Annotated in this window: 16 protein-coding genes; 6 read left to right on the top strand and 10 right to left on the bottom strand. The window is 71.4% G+C overall.

Features of this window, described 5'->3' with window-relative positions; genetic code table 11:
- Positions 1–13 precede the first annotated feature (13 nt).
- Positions 14–1,015, bottom strand: a complete 1,002-nt coding sequence (locus BJP65_RS11960; protein ID WP_070409292.1) for a LacI family DNA-binding transcriptional regulator — start codon at positions 1,013–1,015, stop codon at positions 14–16.
- Between the two features lie 171 nt (positions 1,016–1,186).
- Between BJP65_RS11960 and BJP65_RS11955 the strand changes: the two genes are divergently transcribed.
- The 5 genes from BJP65_RS11955 (at position 1,187) to BJP65_RS11935 (ending at position 8,881) form a co-directional block, all read left to right on the top strand.
- Positions 1,187–2,470: an extracellular solute-binding protein gene (locus tag BJP65_RS11955; protein ID WP_055839296.1), complete on the top strand. Its 1,284-nt coding sequence runs from the start codon at positions 1,187–1,189 to the stop codon at positions 2,468–2,470.
- An 11-nt stretch (positions 2,471–2,481) separates the two neighbouring features.
- Positions 2,482–3,495 carry a carbohydrate ABC transporter permease gene (locus BJP65_RS11950; protein WP_070409291.1) on the top strand — a complete coding sequence of 338 codons (1,014 nt, stop codon included), beginning with the start codon at positions 2,482–2,484 and terminating at the stop codon, positions 3,493–3,495.
- Positions 3,492–4,376: a carbohydrate ABC transporter permease gene (locus BJP65_RS11945; RefSeq protein WP_055839302.1), complete on the top strand. Its 885-nt coding sequence runs from the start codon at positions 3,492–3,494 to the stop codon at positions 4,374–4,376. Before BJP65_RS11950 ends, BJP65_RS11945 begins: the two co-directional genes overlap by 4 nt.
- 7 nt (positions 4,377–4,383) lie before the next feature.
- Entirely contained in the window at positions 4,384–6,717 is a 2,334-nt protein-coding gene (locus BJP65_RS11940) for a glycoside hydrolase family 3 N-terminal domain-containing protein (RefSeq protein WP_070409290.1), read from the top strand.
- A 607-nt stretch (positions 6,718–7,324) separates the two neighbouring features.
- A complete protein-coding gene (locus BJP65_RS11935) occupies positions 7,325–8,881 on the top strand; it encodes a deoxyguanosinetriphosphate triphosphohydrolase family protein (RefSeq protein WP_083285840.1) in 1,557 nt (518 codons plus the stop codon).
- 33 nt (positions 8,882–8,914) lie between these two features.
- Here BJP65_RS11935 and BJP65_RS11930 read toward each other — a convergent pair whose 3' ends face one another.
- Positions 8,915–9,997: an SDR family oxidoreductase gene (locus BJP65_RS11930; RefSeq protein WP_070409289.1), complete on the bottom strand. Its 1,083-nt coding sequence runs from the start codon at positions 9,995–9,997 to the stop codon at positions 8,915–8,917.
- A 160-nt stretch (positions 9,998–10,157) separates the two neighbouring features.
- On the opposite strand from BJP65_RS11930, the gene BJP65_RS11925 reads away from it, so the two are divergent.
- Positions 10,158–10,757: a hypothetical protein gene (locus tag BJP65_RS11925; RefSeq protein WP_070409989.1), complete on the top strand. Its 600-nt coding sequence runs from the start codon at positions 10,158–10,160 to the stop codon at positions 10,755–10,757.
- Between the two features lie 306 nt (positions 10,758–11,063).
- Here the strand turns inward: BJP65_RS11925 and araA are convergent, their stop codons facing one another.
- The 8 genes from araA to BJP65_RS11885 form a co-directional block, all read right to left on the bottom strand.
- Entirely contained in the window at positions 11,064–12,575 is a 1,512-nt protein-coding gene (gene araA / locus BJP65_RS11920; protein ID WP_070409288.1) for an L-arabinose isomerase, read from the bottom strand.
- A 20-nt stretch (positions 12,576–12,595) separates the two neighbouring features.
- Complete coding sequence (locus BJP65_RS11915) at positions 12,596–14,167, bottom strand: xylulokinase (protein WP_070409287.1); 1,572 nt, start codon at positions 14,165–14,167, stop codon at positions 12,596–12,598.
- A complete protein-coding gene (locus tag BJP65_RS11910; protein ID WP_070409286.1) occupies positions 14,164–14,880 on the bottom strand; it encodes an L-ribulose-5-phosphate 4-epimerase in 717 nt (238 codons plus the stop codon). The genes BJP65_RS11915 and BJP65_RS11910 overlap by 4 nt, the downstream gene beginning before the upstream one ends.
- Positions 14,881–15,055: 175 nt before the next feature.
- On the bottom strand, positions 15,056–16,024 hold the full coding sequence (locus tag BJP65_RS11905; protein WP_070409285.1) for a LacI family DNA-binding transcriptional regulator: 969 nt from the start codon (positions 16,022–16,024) through the stop codon (positions 15,056–15,058).
- Positions 16,025–16,147: 123 nt separating this feature from the next.
- Complete coding sequence (xylB, locus tag BJP65_RS11900; protein WP_070409284.1) at positions 16,148–17,539, bottom strand: xylulokinase; 1,392 nt, start codon at positions 17,537–17,539, stop codon at positions 16,148–16,150.
- Between the two features lie 388 nt (positions 17,540–17,927).
- On the bottom strand, positions 17,928–19,115 hold the full coding sequence (gene xylA, locus BJP65_RS11895) for a xylose isomerase (RefSeq protein WP_055939172.1): 1,188 nt from the start codon (positions 19,113–19,115) through the stop codon (positions 17,928–17,930).
- 103 nt (positions 19,116–19,218) lie between these two features.
- Positions 19,219–20,115 (bottom strand): alpha/beta hydrolase, encoded by an 897-nt coding sequence (locus tag BJP65_RS11890; protein ID WP_070409283.1) that lies wholly within the window; start codon positions 20,113–20,115, stop codon positions 19,219–19,221.
- Positions 20,116–20,439: 324 nt separating this feature from the next.
- Entirely contained in the window at positions 20,440–20,925 is a 486-nt protein-coding gene (locus BJP65_RS11885) for a glutathione peroxidase (RefSeq protein WP_055839341.1), read from the bottom strand.
- Positions 20,926–20,954: the final 29 nt, after the last annotated feature.

Here is a 20,954-nt window from a genome sequence, read left to right as displayed (position 1 = left end):
GCCGCGCGCGGTGTCAGCCCGCCCGCGGCGGCGCCGTCGTGCCACGCGCGACCAGGCGCGTCGGCAGCTGGATGTGCGTCTCGGGCAGTTCCTCGCCGGCGAGCAGGGCCAGCACCATCCGCACCGCCTCGGCGCCGAGGCGCTTCATCGGCTGGCGCACGGTCGTGAGCGCCGGTTGGGCGCGGGCGGCCTCGGGCACGTCGTCGAACCCGACGACCGAGAGGTCTTCGGGCACCCGCAGCCCGCGGTCGGCGGCGACGTCGATGATCGACAGGGCAGACAGGTCGTTCGCAGCGAACACCGCGGTGGGCGGGTCGTCGAGCGAGAGCATGGCCTCGGCTGCTTCGCGCGCGACGTCTTGGGCGTAGCGCCCCACGCCGACGAGGGCGGGATCGAAGGGGATGCCGGCCGCCGACAGCCCCGCGCGGTACCCCGACGCGCGGGCGACCGCCGAACGCAGATCCGGGCGCCCCGCGATGAAGCCGATGCGACGGTGGCCGAGCTGCACGAGGTAGTGCACCGCCTGCTGCGCACCGGTGAAGCTGTCGGATTCGACGGTCGGTACGACCCCGCGGCCGGTGTGCGGGTCGATCGCGACGATCGGCACCTCGCTCGCGACGGTGACGATGGTCGGCGTGACGATGATCGCGGCGTCGATGAGCGTGCCGCTCAGACGGCTGAGCGAGCGGCGCTCCCACCCCTCGCCGTCGCGGCGCGCGCCGGTGTAGGCGAGCAGGTCGTATCCGGTGTCGGACAGGGCCCCGCCGACGCCCTTGAGGATCTCGGCCGAGAAGGGCTCGATGTCGGCGACGAGCACGCCGATGACCCCCGTGCGGCGCGAGCGCATGCTGCTCGCGACGAGGCTCGATTCGTAGCCGAGGTTCTTCACGGCGTCCAATACCCGGCTCACCGTCGTGGGCGAAACCCCGTAGCGGCCGTTCACGGCTTTCGACACCGTGGCGACCGAGACGCCGGCCGCCGCGGCGACGTCGTGGATGGTCGGGCGCCTCGTCATGGCATCCGACCCTAGCGTGGAAATCATTTTCGAAAACGTTTGACGACCCTTCCGCGCGGGGCGACACTGCTCAGACCCGGGGCGCAGCAACACCCCGGGAAACGGCAACGCTGCCCATGACAACCGACGCCTCCTCACGGACGCACCTCGACGAAGAGAAACGGGAATCACATGAACACGCGCAAGATCCTCGCCGGAGCGGCCCTCGCCGTCGCCGGCACCCTGGCCCTCGGCGGCTGCGCCGGCGGCGGCGGCGCAGAGAACGCCGACGGCTCGGTCACCCTGACCCTGTGGCACAACTCCACCACGGGCGACGGGAAGCAGTACTGGGAAGACACCGCCAGCGCCTTCGAGGCAGCCAACCCCGGCGTCACGGTCGAGATCCAGGCCGTGCAGAACGAGGAGATGGACGGAAAGCTCCAGACCGCCCTCAACTCCGGCGACGCCCCCGACCTGTTCATGGCCCGCGGCGGCGGCAAGCTCGCCGACATCGTCACAGCGGGTCAGGCGATGGACCTCACCGACAAGATCTCGGCGGAGGCTAAGACCGCCCTCGGCACCTCGCTCGACGCCTTCGAGGTCGACGGCAAGAACTACGGCATGCCCGTCGCCGTGCTCCCCTCGGGCATCTTCACCGCGCAGGACCTCCTGAGCGCGGCCGGCGTCACCGAGGCCCCGGCCACGATCGAGGACCTCGAGGCCGCCGACGCGAAGATCCGCGCCACCGGCGTCGCCCCCATCGCGGTCGGCGCGAAGGACGCCTGGCCCGCCGCGCACTGGTACTACAACTTCGCCCTGCGCGCCTGCGCCAAAGACGTGCTCGACGAGGCCGCGCAGAGCCGGAGCTTCGACGACCCGTGCTGGCTCGAAGCCGGCGAGAACCTGCAGTCGTTCCTGCAGACGCAGCCGTTCAACGACGGCTTCCTCACCACCGCCGCCCAGCAGGGCGCGGGATCGTCGGCGGGCCTGCTCGCCAACCACCAGGCCGCCATGGAGCTCATGGGCGCGTGGAACCCCGGCGTGATCGCCTCGTTGACCCCCGACGAGAAGCCGCTCGCCGACCTCGGCTGGTTCCCGTTCCCCGAGGTCGCCGGTGGCGACGGTGAGCCCGGCGCGATCATGGGCGGCGTCGACGGATACTCGTGCTGGGTCAACGCTCCCGCGCAGTGCACCGACTTCCTGAACTTCCTCGTCAACAAGGAGAACCAGGAGAGCTACGCCGACGCCTTCCAGACCATCCCCGCCTCGAGCGAGGCCACGGAGGCCGTCACCACCCCCGCCCTGCAGTCGGCGCTCCAGGCCTACACCGACGCCCCGTACGTCTCGGTCTGGCTCGACACCCTGTACGGCCAGAACGTCGGCAACGCGCTGAACGTCGCGGTGGTCGACCTGTTCGCCGGCAAGGGCAGCCCGCAGGGCATCGTCGACGCCGTCAACGCCGCGGCCTCGCGCTGAGGACGACGGCCATGACCACCCAGCTCGCCACCTCGGCGACCGACGCCGGGTCTCGCCGCCCGGCCGGGGAGGGCGCTCACCGCGTCCCCTCGGCCGGGCGGCCGCCCGCGCGGCGCCGACTCGAGAATTGGCGCATCCGCGGCGAACTCGCGATCCTCCTGGGCCCCGCCCTCGTGGTCTTCGTGTCGTTCGTCATCCTGCCGGTGGCCCTGGCCGCCTATTACGGCTTCTACAAATGGTCGGGCTTCGGCACCCCCGTCGACTTCGTCGGCATCCGGAACTACGTCACGATCCTCACCGACCCCGCCTTCCACGAGGCGCTCGGTCACAACGCGTTCATCGTCGTCGGCTCGCTGGTGCTGCAGGGACCGCTCGCGCTCGGTCTGGCCCTGCTGCTGAGCCGCAAGATGCGCGGCCAGTCGCTCATCCGCGTGCTGATCTTCGTCCCCTACGTCATCTCCGAGGTCGTCGTCGGCCTCGGTTGGGGCCTCATGCTGCAGTCGGGCGGCGCGCTCAACGGGGCGCTGGACAGGATCGGCCTCGGCGCCCTGCGCGCCGACTGGATCTCGGATCCGGCGCTCGCGATCTGGACGCTGCTCATCATCATCACGTGGAAGTACATCGGCTTCGCGGTGATCCTCTTCCTCGCCGGGCTCCAGGGCATTCCCGAGGAGCTCAGCGAGGCCGCCGCCATCGACGGCGCCTCGTACTGGCAGATCCAGCGCTACATCGTGCTGCCCCTCATGGGCCCGACCATCCGCATCTGGGCGTTCCTGTCGATCATCGGCTCGCTGCAGCTGTTCGACCTGGTCTGGATCATCTGGGGCCAGTACGTCGCCTCGACAGCGGGCACCTCGACCATGGCCACGTACATGGTCGCCAACGGCCGCAACGCCGGCAGCTTCGGGTACGGCAGCGCCGTGGCCGTGGTGATGTTCCTCATCTCGCTCGCCGTCGCCCTCATCTACCAGCGCTTCGTGCTCCGTCGTGACACGGCCGGCGCCCTCACCGGAGGCACCAAGTGACCGCCACCGCCACCCTCGTCACCCCGCGCGGAAGCAGGACCCCGCGTCGGGCCCCCGTCGGATCGAGCCGCGGCACCTCGGTGATCGTCGGGTTCGTCGCCCTGCTGCTGATCGGCATGATGCTCGCGCCCGTGGTGTTCATCATTCTGGGCGGGTTCCGCTCGAACGCCGAGATCACGGTCGACCCCTCGGGCTTTCCCACCCGATGGAACTGGGAGAACTACTCCGACGTCCTCACCAGCGGCATCTTCTGGGGGCAGGTCGGCAACTCCGCCATCGCCGCGATCGCGACGACACTGTTCGTCGTGGCCCTCGGCCTGATGGCGGCCTACGCCCTCGCCCGCTACCGCTTCCGCGGGCGCGGGGCGGTCTACGCCCTGTTCACCGCCGGGCTCATGTTCCCGATGACCGTCGCCATCACGCCCCTGTACATCCTGGTGCGCAACCTCGGCCTGATGAACTCCCTCGCGGGCGTCATCGTGCCGCAGATCGCCTTCGCGCTGCCGTTGACGATCATCATCCTGTCGCCCTTCCTCGCAGCGATCCCCGCCGAACTGCAGGAGGCCTCCTCGATCGACGGCCTCGGCCGCCTGGGCTTCTTCTGGCGCATGGTGCTGCCGCTCGCGGTCCCCGCGGTGGTGACGGTCGGCATCCTGGCGTTCGTCAACAGCTGGAACTCGTACATGCTTCCGCTGTTCATCCTCAACAACGAGGCCGCGTACACGCTGCCCCTCGGCACGCAGGCCTTCGCCTCGCAGTACTCCGTCGACACCGCGCGCGTGCTCGCGTTCACCTCGCTGTCGATGATCCCCGCTCTGCTGTTCTTCAGCGTGTTCGAGCGACGGATCGTCGGCGGTCTCACCGGCGCCGTGAAGGGCTGACCCCGCCATGACCATCCACAACACCGACGTCGGCGCTGCCCTGGCGGCGGGCTTCTCGCCCCGGGTGCGGGCTCTCGTGGCCGACATGACCCTCGACGAGAAGCTCGCACAGCTCGTGGGCTACTGGGTCGACCAGGGCGACGAGGTCGTCGCCCCCCTCTCGGGCGAGAAGGTCACCTCGGCCGCGTACACCGACGCCACCGTGCACGGCCTCGGCCACCTCACCCGCGTGTACGGCACACGGCCGGTCGATCCGATCGAACGCGCCGCCTGGTTGTGGGGCGAGCAGCGGCGGCTGAGAACCGAGACGCGCCTGGGCATTCCCGCCCTGGTGCACGAGGAATGCCTGACGGGCTTCGCGGCCTGGCAGGCGGCGACCTTCCCGACCCCGCTCGCCTGGGGCGCGTCGTTCGATCCGGATGCCGTGGAGCTCATGGCATCCGCCATCGGTCGCTCGATGCGCGAACTCGGGGTGCACCAGGGCCTCGCTCCCGTGCTCGACGTGGTGCGCGACGCCCGCTGGGGCCGCGTCGACGAGTGCATCGCCGAAGACCCCTACGTCGTCGGCACGATCGGCACCGCGTACGTCCGGGGCCTGCAGGGCGCGGGCGTGCACGCGACCCTCAAGCACTTCGTCGGCTACTCGGCCTCGCGCGCCGGTCGCAACCACGCGCCCGTGCACGCCGGTCAGCGCGAGCTGCAGGACGTCTTCCTTCCGCCGTTCGAGATGGCCGTGCGCGACGGCGGGGTGCGCTCGGTGATGAACTCGTACACCGAGATCGACGGGGTGCCCGTCGCCTCGTCGCCCGAGCTGCTGACCGACCTGCTGCGCCGACGGTGGGGTTTCGACGGCACCGTCGTCTCGGACTACTTCGCGGTCGAGTTCCTGCGCTCGATGCACGGTGTCGCCGGGTCGCTCGGCGAGGCGGCGCAGCTGGCGCTGGAGGCGGGGATCGACGTCGAGCTCCCCGGGCCCGACGCGTATCCGCACCTGCCCGAGCGGGTGGCATCCGGCGCCCTGCCCGAGGCCGTGATCGACCGCGCCGTCGCCCGCGTGCTCGCCGAGAAAGAAGACCTCGGACTGCTGGATGCCGACTTCGACGACGTTCCCACCGCGGTCGACCTGGACGACACCGAACACCGGGCGCTGGCCCGCCGCATCGCCGAGGAATCGGTCGTGCTGCTGCGCAACGACGGCGTGCTGCCGCTCGCCACCCCCGGTCGCATCGCCCTGATCGGGCCGAACGCCGACAGCGCCGAGGCTCTGATGGGCTGCTACTCGTTCGCGAACCACGTGCTCGCGCATCACCCGGGCTTTCCGATGGGGTTCGAGATCCCCACCGTGCGCGAGGCCGTGGCCGCGCGCTTCGGCGAGGTCGCGTACGCCGAGGGCTGCGCGGTCGAGGGCTCCGACACCTCGGGCTTCGACGCCGCCACCGAGGTCGCACGCGGCGCCGACGTTGCGATCGTCGTGGTCGGCGACCGCGCCGGGCTCTTCGGCCGCGGCACGGTCGGCGAGGGCAACGACGCCGACTCGCTCGAGCTCCCCGGTGTGCAGCGGCAGCTCGTCGAGGCCGTCGTCGCCACCGGCACCCCGGTCGTGCTCGTGCTGCTGACCGGCCGCCCGTATGCGATCGGGTGGGCGCTCGACACCGTCGACGGCCCCGCCGCGGTGCTGCAGGCGTTCTTCCCGGGCGAAGAGGGCGGCCCCGCGCTCGCCTCGCTCCTGTCGGGGGATGCCACTCCCTCGGGGCGCCTGCCCGTCTCGCTCCCCCGCTCGGCGGGCTCCCAGCCCTACTCGTACCTGCACCCGATCCTCGGCGGCCCCTCGGGCGTGACGAGCACCGATCCGACGCCCGTGCGGCCGTTCGGCTTCGGGCTGTCGTACACGTCGTTCGAGCGCGACGAGCTGCGGGTCGATACGGCACCGGCCGGGGTCACGGCATCCGGGACCGCCGCCGAGGTTCGCGCGGGCGACGGGTTCCGCGTCAGCGCTCGGGTGACGAACACCGGGCGGGTGCGGGGGGCCGACGTCGTGCAGGTGTATGCGCATCGCGCCGTGGCCAGCGTCACCCGCCCCGTCGCGCAGCTCGTGGCCTACGCCCGAGTCGAGCTCGAACCCGGTGAGAGCGCTGACGTGCGCTTCACCGTGCCCGCGTCGCGGCTGGCCTACAGCGACCGGGCGCTGCGCCGAGTGGTCGAGCCCGGCGAGGTCGAGCTGCGCCTGGGCCCGTCGTGCGCCGCGTTCGACGCCGTCGCCCCGCTGCGCATCACCGGCCCGACGTACGAGCTGAGCATCGACGACGCCCGCGTGGTCGACGTGGAGGTGCGCCGGGGCTGAGTTCGGCGCGGCGCCCTGGGTTGGTGTGGGGGCGTTGAGTGTCCAAGACACGCCGCGTGACGAGGGGCACGAGCGGCGTGTTTTGGACACCCGACAGGGGGGCGGCGGGGTCACGCGAGCCCGCGGGGTGTCGGGGCGGCGGGGGCTTGCGAGCCCGTTGAGTGTCCAGGACACGCCGCGCGACGAGGGGCACGAGCGGCGTGTCTCGGACACTCAGCAGGGGGGCGGCGGGGGCTCGCGAGCCCGCCGACGGTCGGGGGCGGCGCGGTCGCACAAGCCCGTTGAGTGTCCAAGACACGCCGCGTGACCAGGGACGCGAGCGGCGTGTCTTGGACACTCAACAAGGGGGGCCGGCGGGGGCTCGCGAGCCCGCCGGGTGTCGGGGCGGCGGGGGCTCGCGAGCCCGCCGAGCGTCGGGGGCGGCGGGGGCTCGCGAGCCCGTTGAGTGTCCAGGACACGCCGCGTGACGAGGGGCGCGAGCGGCGTGTCTTGGACACTCAACGAAAAGAGGGAGGCACGCGACGCGAGCGGGGCAACGCGCGGCGGCGAGCGGGCCGCGCATCCGCGTTAGCGTTGACCCACGCCGCCGACGCCGCGAGAGGACCGGATGACCCTGCACGACGAGACCCCTCCCCCGGCCGCGGACGCGCTCGCCACCGCCCCGACGCACCCCGACACGGTCGTGGGCAACCCGGCCTCGCGGGTCCACCCCGATCACGACGACGCCCGCGCCGACCCGTGGTCGATCGATCTGGAGCGCATCCAGTTCTCGCCGTACTTCTCACGCCTCTCGGCCGTGACCCAGGTGGTGTCACCGTCGATCGGCGGCGCCCCCGTGCACAACCGCCTCACGCACACGCTCAAGGTCAGCGCGATCGCCCGCGTGGTGGCCCTGCAGCTGAACACCCGGTCGCGCCGAGCGGGCGAGGGCGACGTCTGCAACGCCACCGTCGTCGAGGCCGCGGCGTACGCGCACGACCTCGGGCACCCGCCGTTCGGACACCTCGGCGAGTCGACGCTCGACCGCCTCGCCCGCACCGAGCTCGGCCTCGCCGACGGCTTCGAGGGCAACGCGCAGACCTATCGCATCCTCACCGCCCTCGACGTCGTCGAGAACGCGCCCCGCGGGCTCAACCTCACGGCCGCGGTGCGTTCCGCCTCGGCGAAGTACCCCTGGGCGCCGACGGTCGACGCCGCCGACATCGAACGGATCGGCCCGCCCCGCGGCATCCGTCGTTCCTCCGACGGCGCGTACCGCGTGCACAAGTACTCGGCGTACGACCTCGATCTCGACGACCTCGTCGAAGCGCGTCGGGGAGTGGATGCCGAACCCCTGCGCCAGAGCATCGAGGGCGCCGTGATGGACCTGGCCGACGACATCGCGTACTCGGTGCACGACGTCGACGACTTCTACCGCGCGGGGATCCTCGACCACGCCCCCATCGCGGCGGAGTTCCGCGGCTGGCTTGACGACGTGCTCGAGTGGCGCTCCCGCGACGACGCCGAGGTGCGCGCCGAGCTCGCCCCCGGTGCGGGACTGGAGCGGCTGCGCCGCAAGATGCGCCGTGACGACCCGTGGATCGCCGACGATGAAGCCTTCCTCGCCGCGGTCAGCGACGTGGATGCCGAGATGGTCACCGACCTGCTCGCCCGCCCGTTCGACGGCTCGTTGACGGCCGAGCGGCGCCTGGCCTCGTTCACCGACCGGTGGATCCGCCGGTTCCAGGAGTCGGCGCAGCTACGCCCGCTCGACACCCCGCGGGCCGGTCCCGTCGTGCTGTCGCCGTGGGCCTGGCACCACGTCGAGGTGCTGAAGTTCGTGCACAAGCGGTTCGTGCTCAGCCGACCCGACCTGGCGATCCAGCAGCGGGGGATGAGCCGCATCCTCGCCCGCTCGGTGCGCGCCCTCGGCGAGTGGCTCGACGACGACCTCGACCGCGCGCGCACGCCGCGGCGCCTGCGCGAACTCATCGCCCTCGCGCACGAGCAGTACGCGCAGCTCCCCGCCGATCGCCGCCCCTCGGATGCCGATGCCGAGACGCTCGCGCGCTCCCGCGGAATCGTCGACTACGTGGCATCCCTCACCGATTCGCAGGCATTCGCGCTGTCGGAGGCGATCTCGGGGCGAGCGGATCGGCTGTGGGCACTGGGGCAGCGACTGTGATGCCCCGGCGCCGACGGGCCGGCGGCGCCCCGCTCAGGGAATGAGACGCGCCGCGCGGTACCGCTCGAAGAGCCGCGTGAAGGAGTCCCGCGTGCGGTGATGCTCGGTGAAGCCCGCGAGACGACTCTTCGACATGTCGGTCATCACCTCGATGTCACGCCCCAGATCGGCATCGGTGTGCCACCACGAGGCGACCCGCGTGAGGTCGGACTCGATCAGGCCGTGCTGCTCCACGATCTCGGCCCACAGGGGTGCCGCGTCAGCCATCTGCTGCTCGAAGGGGCGGGGAGCGGTGTCGAAGCCTTCGGCCTCGACTCCGAGGTCGGCGGCGATCCGCGGCCACATCCAGCGCCACCGGAACACGTCGCCGTTCGCCGTGTTGAACGCCTCGTCCGCGCCCTCGGGATGGGTGGCCGCCCACACCATCTGATTCGCCAACAGATCCGCATCGGTCACGTCGGTCAGGCCGTTCCACTGCGTCTCGCTGCCGGGGAAGATGAACGGTCGACCGGTGTGGCGACTGATCGCGGCCGCGACGGCGATCGTGAGGCCCATGTTCATCGCGTTGCCGACCGCGTGCCCCAAAACGGTGTGCGAGCGGTGCACCGACCAGGTGAATCCATGACGATGCGCGGCCGCGAAGACCTCGTCTTCTTGCGCGTAGTAGAAGTTGTCGACGTCGAGGCGCGGCTCGTCCTCGTGGAACGGGGTGTCGGGCATGTCCCCCTGGCCGTAGGCCTCGAAGGGGCCGAGGTAGTGCTTCAACCCGGTCATCAGCGCGACGTGGCGTACCGGGGCGTCGGTGAGCTCCGCGAGCAGGTCGCGCACCATTCCCCCGTTGACGGCGATGTTCTCGGCCTCGGTGTCCTGCCGCGACCACGCGGTGAAGAACACGTGCGTGACCGGAACGCCTCGCAGCGCGTCGGTCAGCGCGGTCGGCGAGCGCAGATCGGCGGACCGCCACGTCACTCCCGTTCGCGCCGCTCCGGGCCGACGCGACAGTGCCGTCACCTCCCAGCCGTCGTCGACCAGACGGTCGAGCAGGGCGCCACCGGCGATACCGGTGGCGCCGACGACGAGGGCGTGTGAGGAGTCTGTCAAAACGGGGGTTCCCATCGGGTTGAGGTGAACCGGGGGAAACCACCGGCAGAGGGCCGGTATTCCGCGTTCGGCGGCGGGGATCATCCGACGGGGGTTTCGAATGCCGGGTCGCGCACGCGAACATGGACGGATGAAGTCCGCTCACCCGAGCGCCGGCGACCCCTGGCCTCACGACATGGTCGTCTCGATCGAGGACCGGCCGCATTCCGCGTGGGAGATGCTGTGGGTCCGCGAGGCTTATGGGCTCGCGCCTTCCGGGGACCTCCCTCCCCCCTTGATCGATCCGCCCGCACCCGCGACACGCTCGCTGGGTCGGACGGAACGCGCGCGCTGGGAGGCAGCCTGGTCCTCGCTGTGGACGCCGGTCATCGAGCACGCGGGGCAGCCCACCGACACCCCGGCCATGGATCGCCTCCTCCGCCAAGACCTGTCGGCCGATGAACGCGCGACTCTCCTCGCGGAAGTCACCGGTCCGTCCTGGAGCGACGAGTTCGGCCACGAGGTGTTCCACGACCCGTCGTACCGCGACGCGGAGGAGCGTTCTCTCGAGGCCTGGCGCACGACTCGCCCCCGTCGGCTCGACGATCTCCCGGAGAGGCGCGATGTCGTCGCCCTCGCCCCTGCGTGGCGCAGAGGCCTCATCAGGGTCGTCGTGATCCCCTGCCGCGGCTCTTACGTCCGCACCCTCGGCCCGGCCGGGCTGCTCGTCACCACCGAGGTTCGCGACGACTCCGCCACGTATCGCGAAGCCCTGTCGTCCTTCGCTCCACGCTGAGCAGCGCCCTTTCACGCGGCACGGGATGCCAGGGCGTCTACGTGCGGAAGTGGGCGAGCGCGGTGTCGCCGAAGCGCACGACGCCGGACGCGAGACGGACGGCGGCACGCGTGGGCACCGACCGCCGAGACCGGAAGAAGAAGTGTGCCCCGGATCCGAGGCAGCCCACCGCCACGTCGAATCCGGGGCACGATTTCGCTCGTGGAGGCGACAGCAGCGCGTCGACGAGCGGGGCGCATTCCGAGCGAACGGAAGGCGCACGTGCCGCGCCATCCCGGGGCCTCACGGCGCCCGGGACGGCGGGTCCTACAGGCCCTGGGCCAGGCGGTAGTACGCCTGATTCCAGCGCAGCTCACTCTGGAAACCGCGGACCGTGGTGTCCTCGTCGATGACGACGAGCTCGGTCTTGGCGATCTCGGCGAAGTCGCGGAACACCTCGATGCCCACCGCCGTCGTCATGACGGTGTGGTGCGCGGCACCCGCGGCCAGCCAGCACGAGGCCGACGTCGCGAAGTCGGGCGCGGGCTTCCACACGGCGCGGCCGACGGGGAGCTTCGGCAGGTCGGGCGCCTCGACGTTCTCGACGACGTTGGCGGTCAGGCGGAACCGATCGCGCATGTCGCTGAGGGCGACGACGAGCGCGGGGCCGGGGTCGGCGGTGAAGACCAGGCGCACCGGGTCGTCCTTGCCGCCGATGCCCAGCTCATGGATCTCGAGGCGCGGCTTGGCCGTGGTGAGCGAGGGCGAGACCTCGAGCATGTGCGCACCGAGGATGCGCTCGGCCCCGGGAACGAGGTCGTAGGTGTAGTCCTCCATGAGCGACGCGCCGCCGGGGAGGCCGGCGCCCATCACGTTCGCGACGCGCACGAGGATCGCCGTCTTCCAGTCGCCCTCGGCGCCGAAGCCGTAGCCCTCGGCCATGAGGCGCTGCACCGCGAGACCGGGGAGCTGCTTCAGCGCACCGAGGTCTTCGAACGACGTGGTGAAGGCGCCGAAGCCGCCCTCCTCGAGGAACGAGCGCAGGCCCATCTCGATCGCGGCGCCATCACGCAGCGACTGGTGACGCGCGGCGCCGGGGAGCAGCTCTTCGGCGACGTCGTAGCTGTCGACGTACTCCTGCACGAGCGCGTCGATCTCGGCATCCGACGCGCTTTCGACGGCCTCGACGAGTTCGTTGACGCCCCAGGTGTTGACCTGCACGCCGAAGCGCAGCTCGGCCTCGGTCTTGTCACCCTCGGTGACGGCGACGAAGCGCATGTTGTCACCGAAGCGGGCGAGCTTGAGGGTGCGCGACGCGGTCCAGCCGGCGGCTGCGCGCTCCCAATCTTCGATCTGCTGACGCACGACGGGGTTCGACACGTGGCCGACGACCGTCTTGCGCGCGACTCCCAGACGCGTCTGGATGTACCCGAACTCGCGGTCGCCGTGAGCGGCCTGGTTGAGGTTCATAAAGTCGAAGTCGATGTCGTTCCACGGCAGCTCGACGTTCGCCTGCGTGTGCAGGTGCAGCAGCGGCTTCTGCAGGGCATCGAGCCCCGAGATCCACATCTTGGCGGGGCTGAACGTGTGCATCCACGCGATCACGCCGATGACGTCGTCGCGGCCGTTGATCTCGAGCGCCATGCGGCGGATGCTGTCGGAGTCCTTGAGCACGGGCTTCCAGACGACCTTCACCGGCAGGCCGTTCAGGCCCTCGACGACGGCCTGCGACTGTTCGGCGACCTGCTTCAGCGTCTCTTCGCCGTAGAGGTTCTGGCTACCGGTGACGAACCAGACCTCGTAGCCGTCGAGGTCGTTCTTGAGGGGGGTGCGGGTCATGACGGTTCCTTTTCGGGTGATCAGAGGGATGCCACGGCGGCGGCCTCGACGGCGAGGCCTGCGCGATAGCGGTCGAGGTAGGTAGAGAAGCCGGCGACGTCGGAGGCGTCGGGCTCGGCGGTGACGATCGGCGCGTCGGCGAAGATCGCTTCGCGCAGGTACGTGTCGAGGTCGCGGCCCTGGCCGTCGACCACGTAGGCCGCGAGCACCGCGATGCCCCACGCGCCGCCCTCGGATGCCGTCTCGGCGACGGCGACGGGAGCATCGAGCGCCGCCGCGAGGAAGCGCTGTGCGACACCCGCGGTGCGGAACATGCCGCCATGCGCATACATGCGATCGAGCTGCACGCCCTCGCCGTGGAGCACGTCCATACCGAGCGCCAGCGTGCCGAAGACGCCGTAGAGCTGCGCGCGCATGAAGTTCGGCAGCGTCAGGCGGCTATCGGGCGTGCGCACCACCAGCGGTCGCCCCTCGGCGAGGCCCGCGATGGGCTCACCGGCGAGGTGGTTGTACGCCAGCAGCCCGCCCGCGTCGGCTTCTCCCGACAGGGCGGCGTCGAAGAGCGCCGCGTAGGTGGCATCCGGGGTCACCGGCGTGCCCGCCGCGGCGGCGAAGGCGGTGAACAGGTTCGCCCAGGCGGCCAGTTCGCTCGCGCCGTTGTTGCAGTGCACCATCGCGACGGCGTCGCCCGACGGGGTCGTGACGAGGTCGAGCTCGTGGTGCACCTGGCTGAGCGGACGCTCCAGCACGACCATCGCGAAGATGCTCGTGCCCGCGCTGACGTTGCCCGTGCGCGGGGCCACGGCGCCGGTGGCGACCATGCCGGTGCCGGCGTCGCCCTCGGGCGGAGCGAAGGGGATGCCAGGATGCAGGGTTCCGCTCGGGTCGAGCAGGGCCGCCCCCTCGGCGGTGAGGCTGCCCGCGGAGGTTCCCGCCACGAGCGACTGCGGGAGCAGGTCGCGGAGGGCCGGCAGCCGGCCGGCGGCGAGCGCGTCGTAGCGGGCGACGAGGTCGGCGTCGTAGTCACGGGTGGCGGAGTCGATCGGGAACATGCCCGAGGCGTCGCCCACGCCGAGCACCTTCTCGCCGGTCAGCTTCCAGTGCACGTACCCGGCGAGGGTGGTGAGGAAGCGGATCTCGGGGACGTGCGGCTCGGCGTCGACGACGGCCTGGTGCAGGTGAGCGATCGACCAGCGCAGCGGAATGTTCACGCCCAGCAACTCGGTGAGTTCGGCCGCCGCGACGCCCGTGTTCGTGTTGCGCCAGGTGCGGAAGGGGGCCAGCAGCTCGCCATCCGAGTCGAACGCGAGGTAGCCGTGCATCATCGCCGAGACACCCATGGCGGCGTAGCGCTCGGGGGTGACGCCGAACTGCTGTCGGACGTTGTCGACCAGCTCGGCATAGGCGGCCTGCAGGCCCGACCACACGGCATCCAGGGAATAGGTCCACAGCTTGTCGGCGTAGACGTTCTCCCACTCGTGGGAGCCGGTGGCCAGTACCTCGGCGTCGGGGCCGATGAGGCAGGCCTTGATGCGGGTGGATCCGAGTTCGATGCCGAGGGAGGCCCGGCCTTCGGTGATGGTGGTGCTCATCGGCGGTCGTCCGAGCTCTGTCCGTAGACGTTCTGGTAGCGGTTGTAGAGGGCGTCGATCTTGTCCTGCGGGATCGGGATGAGCGGGCCCGCTTCGCGCGCGATGTGCACGGTGCGGGCGACGTCTTCGAGCATGACGGCGGCCTTCACGGCATCCTTCGCGTTCGTGCCGATCGTGAAGGGACCGTGGTTCTGCATGATGACGCCGCGCGAGCGGTGCCCCCGCAGGGTGTCGACGATGCCGCGCCCGATCGAGTCGTCGCCGATGATCGCGAACGGACCGACCGGAATGGGGCCGCCGAACTCATCCGCCATCGCCGTGATGACGCACGGGATCTCTTCGCCCCGCGCGGCCCACGCGACACCGTAGGTGGAGTGCGTGTGCACGACACCGCCGACCTCGGGCATGTTCCGGTAGACGTAGGCGTGGGCCGCGGTGTCGCTGGAGGGGCTGCGCTCACTGCCGGGGGTACCGGGGATGGCGTTTCCGTCGAGGTCGCACAGGATCATGTTCTCGGGGGCCAGGTCGTCGTACGAGACGCCGGAGGGCTTGATCACGAACAGATCGGCGCCGGGGACGCGGCCCGAGACGTTGCCGCCGGTCCAGACGATGAGGTTGTAGCGCACGAGTTCGGCGTGCAGCTTCGCGACGTCGGCGCGCACGGCGTCGATCGCCTGCTGCACCTCGGGCGCGAACCGGGCGGCATCGGTCACGCGGGGTCTCCTTCGACTCGTTCGGGTGGGGCTTCGGTTTCGATGTTACCGGTAACATCGCGGCGGCGCGAGAGGTAATTCGGCGTGCGGGCGCGGCGGCGCGGGACGGCGGCGCGGGGCGGCGCGGCGGGACGGCGGGGCGCGGCGGCGCCGAACCCACGCCGCGAAGCCGCCGTCAGCGCGGAGCGGTCACCGAATCCCGCGCCACGAGCACGGGGGCCGCGGGCGCCGGGGCCGCGTCGCCGAGGACGGCGGCGACCGCGTACTCGGCCTCACCCTCGACGTCGAGGCGCACCGTGGTGAGCGCGGGCGTGTAGAAGGCGGCATCCGGGTTGTCGTCGAACCCGGTCACCGAGACGTCGGCGGGTACACGCATGCCCCGCGCGGCGAGACCGGCGATGAGGCCCAACGCCATCTGGTCGTTGGCGGCCGCCACGACGGTGGCACCTTCGGCGACCCGCGCGGCGACGGCGTCGGCCACGGCGGATCCCGAGGCGGCGCTCCAATCGCCCTCGACCCGGTCGACGACCTCGAGCCCCCGGCGGGCGGCGGCGTCGGCCACGCCCGCGGTACGAGCGAGCGCCTCGCGCCAGTCCGACGGGCCCGCGAGCTCGACGATGCGGCGATGTCCGAGGTCGGCGAGATGATCCACGACGAGGGCGGCCGCATCGCGTTGGCGGATGCCGGATTCGCCGTACAGCGGCACGATCGGCACGTCGTACCCCTCGAGAGGAGTGGCTCCGTGCGCGGCGACCAGCACGATCCCGTCGACCCCCTGATCCAGCAGGTGCCGCACGGCGGCGTCGATGTCGGCGGGGTCGTCCGAGTCGGTGTAGGCGGTCGTGATCCACCGACCGCGCGTCCGCGCGGCCCGCTCGAGCGCCGCGATGCCCGCCGAGGGACCATGCAGAACGGCATCGGATGCCACGACCCCCACCGTGCGGGTGAGGCTCGTGCCCAGCGCCCGCGCGGCGTTGTTCACCCGGTAGTCGAGGGCGGCGACCGCGTCGAGCACGCGCTCCCGCGTCGCCGCGCGAATGCCCGGATAGCCGTTGAGCACCCGCGACACGGTCTGCGTCGACACGCCCGCGGCGGCCGCGACCTCGCGCACGCCGCTGCGCTTCGCCCCGACCTCGCCGCTCATGGTCCCTCACAGTAGCGTCGCGAGACTCCCTCGGCCGCCGCGGCGACGCGTCCACCGAGCCCATCCGCCGCGGAAAGCAGAGACCGCCGACATCCCCCTTACAAGATGTCGACGGTCCCAGGTCTACTCTGCCGCACGCAACGCTGCGACGACGTCGTAACGTTCGCGAATCTGCGGCCGGTGATCGGTGTCGACAGCGCGCGTCGTCGCGACCGCCCAATCCACCGGTCCGCCCGCGAGCACACCCGCGGCCTGTCGCGCCGCACCGAGCGCGACGTACTCCCCCGCCGCCGGCACCACGATCTCAGCGTCGAAGACCTGTGCAGCGATCCGCGCGACACCCTCGTTCGCGGCCGCGCCGCCGATGAGCAGGATGCGCCGCACGTCGACGCCCTGCGCCTGGATGGCCTCGAGCCCCACGGCCAGACCGCTCAGCATGCCCTCGATCGCGGCGCGCGCGAAGTTCGCGCGGTTCGTGGATGCCAGGGTCAGCCCCGTCAGCGACGCCTGCGCCCGCGGAAGGTTGGGCGTGCGCTCCCCCTCGAACCAGGGCACGAGCACGACGCCGTCGGCGCCCGGCGCTGCCTCGAGGGCGAGGGCTCCGAGCTCGTCGTGCGTCACACCGAGCAGCCCCGCGAAGGCGTCGAGCACCCGGGCAGCGTTCAGCGTCGCCACCAGGGGCAGGAACTTGCCGGTGGCGTCCGCGAATCCGGCGACGGTGCCCGTGGTGTCGCGCGTGGGTGCGTCGGCGACGGCGAAGACGGTGCCCGAGGTGCCGAGAGAGACGACGACGTCGCCGACCCCCGCGCCCAGGCCCAGCGCTGCGCCGGCGTTGTCACCGGCGCCGGGGCCGACGAGGGCGCCGCCCGAGAGGGTTCCGGCGCTCTCCCACGGGCCGAGCACGCGCGGCAACACGGCGTCGTGCCCCAGGGCGCGGCGGAACAGCTCGAGGTCGTACCCGCCGGCGCCCCAGTACGCGGTGCCCGAGGCGTCGGAGCGGTCGGTGACGAGCTCGTCGAGCACAGCGTTGCCGGGACCGAAGCCCCCCAGACGCCAGGTGAGCCAGTCGTGCGGCAGCGCCACGGCGGCGACGCGCGCGGCGTTGTCGGGCTCGGCATCCCGCAGCCATCGCAGTTTCGTCCCGGTGAACGAGGCGACCGGCACCACGCCCGTGCGCTCGGCGTACGCGTCGGCACCGACCTCGTCGATGAGGTCGCGTGCCGCCTGAGCCGAGCGGGTGTCGTTCCACAGCAGGGCGTCGCGCACGACGCGACCCTCGGCATCGAGGGCGACCATTCCGTGCTGCTGCCCGGCGATCGAGACCGCGGCGACGTCGTCGAGACCGCCGGCCTGGGCGATGGCATCCTGGAGCGCGCTCCACCACGCCTCGGGATCGACCGCGGTGCCGGAGGGATGCGACGCGCGCCCCTCGCGCACCACGCGTCCGGTCTCGGCGTCGACGACGACGACCTTGCACGACTGCGTCGACGAATCGACTCCCATGACGAGCGCCATGCTCACCCTCTCTGCCGTCCGCGCCGTCATCGGCGCGGGTTGTTCGTGTGGTGTTCTCGTCGAGTGTCCACGACACCCGGATGTGCCCGGAGGGCGTCCGGGTGTCCCTCGAAACGCGACGCGGATGCCGCGAAGTGCCGCTGAGCGTCCAGGAAACGCCGCGTCCGCTCGGTCCGGAACGGCGTGTCCTGGACACTCAACGGGGTGATGACGCGGCGGTTGGGCGGGTCGGACGGGCGGCGCGGCCTCCCCCGTCGAGTGTCCACGAAACGCCGCACCCGCTCGGTCCGGAACGGCGTGTTCTGGACACTCAACGGGGTGCGACGCCGAGACCTGACCGGGGGCGGGGCGTCGGGCCCGGATGCCGCGGCATCCGGGCCCGTGCAGGTCAGCGCGCGCCGAGCAGGTGCTCGGTGGCGAGCTGCTGCAGGCGGACGAAGCCGAAGCCCTTGCCGCCGAGGTACGCGTCGGTGTCGAAGTCCTCGTAGGCCGAACGGTCGGCGAGGAAGTCGTCGTAGGTCTCGCCCTCGTTCAGCGTCGGCTGAGCGAGCTCGGGGACCTTCGATGCCTCGAGCGCCGCCTGCACCTCGGGGTCGGCGCGGAAGGCCGCGGCGCGCTCCTTCAGCAGCAGGTAGGTGTTCATGTTGGCCGAGACCGAGTCCCAGACGCCCGTCTCGTCTTCGGTGCGCGAGGGCTTGTAGTCGAAGTGGCGAGGGCCGTCGTACGCGGGAACGCCGCCGGGGCCACCGTTTTCGAGCAGGTCGACGAGCGCGAACGCGTTGTGCAGGTCACCGTGGCCGAACACGAGGTCCTGGTCGTACTTGATGCCGCGCTGGCCGTTGAGGTCGATGTGGAAGAGCTTGCCGTGGTACAGCGCCTGGGCGATGCCGGCCGAGAAGTTCAGGCCCGCCATCTGCTCGTGACCGACCTCGGGGTTGACGCCCACGAGCTCGGGACGCTCGAGCGAGTCGATGAAGGCGATCGCGTGGCCGAGGGTCGGCAGCAGGATGTCGCCGCGGGGCTCGTTGGGCTTCGGCTCGATCGCGAAGCGGATGTCGTAGCCCTTGTCGGTGACGTAGTCGCCGAGCAGGTTGACGGCCTCGCGGTAGCGCTCGAGTGCCTGGCGGATGTCTTTCGCCGAGTCGTATTCGGCGCCCTCTCGGCCGCCCCACATGACGAAGGTCTTCGCGCCGAGTTCGGCGGCGAGGTCGAGGTTGCGCAGAACCTTGCGCAGGGCGAAGCGGCGCACCTCGCGGTCGTTCGAGGTGAAGCCGCCGTCCTTGAAGACGGGGGCCGAGAACAGGTTGGTGGTGACCATCGGCGTGATGATGCCGGTGTCCTGCATCGCGCCCTTCAGACGGTCGATCTGCTTCTGGCGCTCGGCGTCGGTGGAGCCGAAGGCGAAGAGGTCGTCGTCGTGGAAGGTGAGGCCGTAGGCGCCGAGTTCGGCGAGCTTCTCGACGGCGTGCACGACGTCGAGGGCCGGGCGGGTCGGGCCGCCGAACGGGTCGGCGCCGTTGTAGCCGACGGTCCAGAGGCCGAACGAGAACTTGTCATCGCGGGTGGGGGTGGGCATTCCTGCTCCTTCGCATGGAGACGCACGAGTGCGCGGTGACGCACGGCGGGTTTGTTGGTTCTCACAACATATAACCCGGATGCCACGGCGTCCAGCGTTCCGGTCAGATTCCCAGGGCCTCGTCGACGACCGCGAACACCGCGGGGTCCCACGTCAGCGCGCGCTCCCACGGCAGCCCGAACGCATCGGCGAAGAAGATGCTGTGCACGTCGTCGGGGAACGCGTGACGCCTCGCCTCGGGAAGCACCTCGGCGGGGATGTCGTCGGCGCGTCCGCTGCGGAGCGAGACGAGACCGTCGTGCGGCCAGAGCCGCGCCGGCTCGACCGCCGCGGCGAAGTACCCCGCGCCGATCGCGGTGACCGGGATGCCGTCGAGCACTCCCGTCTGAGCCCGATTCCACTCACGCAGGTATCGATGGGATACCTGCTCGGCCGCGCCCTCGGAGTTCGCCGCGGCGTACGCGCGCGCCTGCGCGAGGATCGTCGTCGTCGACGGGTCGCCGTGCGCGTCGGCATCCGTGATCTCGCCCGCGACGGCATCACCGAGCACCGCGCCGTCCCACGGGGTGCCGAGGGTGATGAGCCGCTCGGCACGCGGGTCCTCGTCGCCCAGCTCGCGGATCGCGGCGCGGGCGAACAGCCCGCCCATCGAATGCCCCACCAGGTCGACGCGGGTCACCGCATGCTCGGCGGCGAGCCGGCGTAAGAACGCGGCGAGCGCGACGCCGGCGTCGTCGATCGTGCCGACCGAGTTGATCGTCATCTCGGTGGGCAACACGACGGGCACGTCGTCGAAGCCCTGCCACCCGGCATCGGCCCGCACCTCGCCGACCCCGAGGCGGGCGGGTGCGGTGAACACCCGCAGGCCACGATCGAGAAGGTGCCGGCGCAGCGCGGTGAGCGTGTTTCCCGCGGCAAGCCCGCGGCCGGCGGCGTGATCGGGGTCGGTGTACGGCGAGACGGCCGCACCACCGGAGACGAGGACGACGACATCGGCCATGGCGGCTCCTTCACGGGTCGGGTCCCGGTCAGGATAGGGCAGCCCTCGGACATCGCCCCGCCGCGTTCCCGTGCCCCATTCGCGCTCCCCCGTCGAGTGTCCAGGGCACGCCGCGTCGCCCCGGGCGGAGACGGCGTGTTCTGGACACTCGACAGGCGGGGCACGCCGCCCTCGGTGTCACGGCTTCGGGAGGGCGCCAGCGCGTCAGGGCGCCAGCGCGTCAGGGCGCCAGCGCGTCAGGGCGTCAGGGCGTCAGGGCGTCAGGGCGTCAGCGCGTCAGCGCGTCAGCGCGTCACGGCGCCAGCGCGCCAGCGCGTCAGGACGTCAGCGCGGCAGCGCGCCCTCGATCGCGGCGATGACCTCGGGGTCGTCGGGCTGGGTCCGCGGGCTGAAGCGCGCCACGCGGCCGTCGGGGGCCACGACGAACTTCTCGAAGTTCCACGAGATGCGACCGGTCTTGCCCTCGGCATCCGGGGTCGTCGTGAGCTCCTTGTACAGGGGGTGGGCGCTGCGCCCGTTGACCTTGACCTTCTCGGTCATCGGGAAAGTCACGCCCCACGTCGCCGAGCAGTACTGCTCGATCTTCTCGCTGTCGCTGAGCTCCTGCAGGAACTGGTTGCTCGGGAAGCCGATCACGGTGAATCCGCGCTCGGCGTAGCGCTTGTGCAGCGCCTCGAGGATCTCGTACTGCCCCGCGAGCCCGCAGCGCGAGGCGACGTTGACCACGAGCGCCGCCTTGCCGTCGGTGAGCGCGCCGAAGGTCGTCTCTTCGCCCTGGAGGGTGGTGATGGGGATGCCGGAAAGGTCCATGCTCCGATCCTGGCACCGCTAGCTAGGCC

The sequence above is a fragment of the Microbacterium sp. BH-3-3-3 genome, from assembly GCF_001792815.1.
GTDB lineage: Bacteria > Actinomycetota > Actinomycetes > Actinomycetales > Microbacteriaceae > Microbacterium.
The sequence above is the reverse complement of the archived record's forward strand: the minus strand, read 5'-3'. Positions and strand labels throughout refer to the sequence as shown.

Excerpts from the sequence above, each read along its gene's own strand:
- BJP65_RS11960 (WP_070409292.1), bottom strand. The coding sequence starts at position 1,015 with ATGACGAGGCGCCCGACCATCCACGACGTCGCCGCGGCGGCCGGCGTC.
- BJP65_RS11955 (WP_055839296.1), top strand. The coding sequence starts at position 1,187 with ATGAACACGCGCAAGATCCTCGCCGGAGCGGCCCTCGCCGTCGCCGGC.
- BJP65_RS11950 (WP_070409291.1), top strand. The coding sequence starts at position 2,482 with ATGACCACCCAGCTCGCCACCTCGGCGACCGACGCCGGGTCTCGCCGC.
- BJP65_RS11940 (WP_070409290.1), top strand. The coding sequence starts at position 4,384 with ATGACCATCCACAACACCGACGTCGGCGCTGCCCTGGCGGCGGGCTTC.
- BJP65_RS11935 (WP_083285840.1), top strand. The coding sequence starts at position 7,325 with ATGACCCTGCACGACGAGACCCCTCCCCCGGCCGCGGACGCGCTCGCC.
- BJP65_RS11930 (WP_070409289.1), bottom strand. The coding sequence starts at position 9,997 with ATGGGAACCCCCGTTTTGACAGACTCCTCACACGCCCTCGTCGTCGGC.
- BJP65_RS11925 (WP_070409989.1), top strand. The coding sequence starts at position 10,158 with ATGGTCGTCTCGATCGAGGACCGGCCGCATTCCGCGTGGGAGATGCTG.
- araA (WP_070409288.1), bottom strand. The coding sequence starts at position 12,575 with ATGACCCGCACCCCCCTCAAGAACGACCTCGACGGCTACGAGGTCTGG.
- BJP65_RS11915 (WP_070409287.1), bottom strand. The coding sequence starts at position 14,167 with ATGAGCACCACCATCACCGAAGGCCGGGCCTCCCTCGGCATCGAACTC.
- BJP65_RS11905 (WP_070409285.1), bottom strand. The coding sequence starts at position 16,024 with ATGAGCGGCGAGGTCGGGGCGAAGCGCAGCGGCGTGCGCGAGGTCGCG.
- xylB (WP_070409284.1), bottom strand. The coding sequence starts at position 17,539 with ATGGCGCTCGTCATGGGAGTCGATTCGTCGACGCAGTCGTGCAAGGTC.
- xylA (WP_055939172.1), bottom strand. The coding sequence starts at position 19,115 with ATGCCCACCCCCACCCGCGATGACAAGTTCTCGTTCGGCCTCTGGACC.
- BJP65_RS11890 (WP_070409283.1), bottom strand. The coding sequence starts at position 20,115 with ATGGCCGATGTCGTCGTCCTCGTCTCCGGTGGTGCGGCCGTCTCGCCG.
- BJP65_RS11885 (WP_055839341.1), bottom strand. The coding sequence starts at position 20,925 with ATGGACCTTTCCGGCATCCCCATCACCACCCTCCAGGGCGAAGAGACG.